This is a genomic window from Silvimonas sp., from assembly GCF_031291215.1.
Classification (GTDB): domain Bacteria; phylum Pseudomonadota; class Gammaproteobacteria; order Burkholderiales; family Chitinibacteraceae; genus Silvimonas; species Silvimonas soli.
Genome location: NZ_JARLJK010000046.1, coordinates 1 through 1392 on the forward strand (window position 1 = coordinate 1; position 1392 = coordinate 1392).

General features: G+C 59.5%; 1 protein-coding gene. It reads left to right on the forward strand.

Going from position 1 to position 1392, the window contains the following annotated elements; all coding sequences use genetic code 11:
• Nucleotides 1–498, forward strand: a 498-nt coding sequence (locus tag P4L78_RS01440) for a hypothetical protein (protein ID WP_309326502.1), incomplete at its 5' end; no start/stop codon positions are given.
• Nucleotides 499–1392 lie beyond the last annotated feature (894 nt).

A 1392-nucleotide genomic window follows, 5' to 3' on the forward strand; every position in this document is an offset into this window, starting at 1 on the left:
CGCACCACCGAGGCGCTGGGACTGCAACTGCACGAGCAGACGCTCGCCTCGCTCGGTCTCTACCAGCAGTCGATCGTCACCAGCCTGAGTGCAGCCACGCAGAGTGGTGCGTTTCTCACTGTGCTGCCAACGGAGCGCGCGTACCGACTGACCGACGAGCAGATATGTCTGGCGCTGCACAGCCGACTGGACTGGGCGTGCTGCCGGTACTCAGCCTACGTTCCGACAGCTGCCTCGGCTGCCATGCACGCAACACCGTCCACGAGTCACGATTCGAGGATCACTTCCAGGCGTGCCTCGGCCAGGCACCGGCCGGTGCATCTGCAACGTCCCGTCACCACCGCATCGCGGGCGAGCCTGGCGTATCTCGCACACTCCGTCGGCTACACGGTGGTGCGGGAGTCGCTGCTCGACTCGGTGGTGGCGACGACCGTCACTGTCGACCCGACTACAAGCATCGAGCTCGACCAAGGAGCAGGAGCAAGTCTTCCACGATAGCGAGCGCGGTGACCGACTGCTGACCCGTGGCGACGAGCGGCTGCTCACCGATGCCACCATCGTGCGGCCAACCGCACCGACTCATCTGCGCAACACACGCCTGGTCATTACCAAGCGAGGCGTCGAGTGATCTTTCAATCCGGCCTCTGATCTTCTATCCGTTCACCCATATAAGGAGCCGACTGGTGTGGCCGTGCCGACGGGCCGTGCCGACAGGAGATGCCAACGCCGAACATCATCGACGAATCGTAACCAACGAACACCAGTCGCACAGTGTGCCATACCGGCAACCAAACACGCCGACAGGCCGGGCTTACGAGCGGGACGTCGTCAGCGCGCCGTGCGAGTGCTCTTTCAGCCGGGCGATTGCACTGCCAGATGCTTACCCATACAGTCGATCGAGAAGCTGGCTAAGTACACATCGTCGACAGCAATGCGGCGGCAGCACGCGGCAGTAGAATAACAGTCAGTAGCATGCACGTGCGTCCAGTCAGCTTGACGCGCACGAATACACAGTCATCAACCTTGCGAGCGCAGGAACTTGGGCGCAGTGTCCTTCCGAGATGAAAATCGTCAGCCACATGTGAGGCCTCGCTTACCCGCTTCACGTTGCTGCACCGCCCACCGGCAGGGCTGTTCGGTGAGGCACTTTCGAGCACGTTTGAAGGGTGTGTCTTAGATGGGCCAGCTGGTGGACCCTCACTCTAAATCTATCTTCTAAAATAAAGATTTAGTGTCAAGGTCCATCGAGCAAACGACAAACAAACGCACTCAAATAGAATGATTTCACTCACACAACGCATTTCATCGATCAATCTGGACGACATGGTGTATGCTGGTGAGTGTTTGACGCGCACGGACGCACAGTCATGCTTTTTGGCGAGTGATGGAACG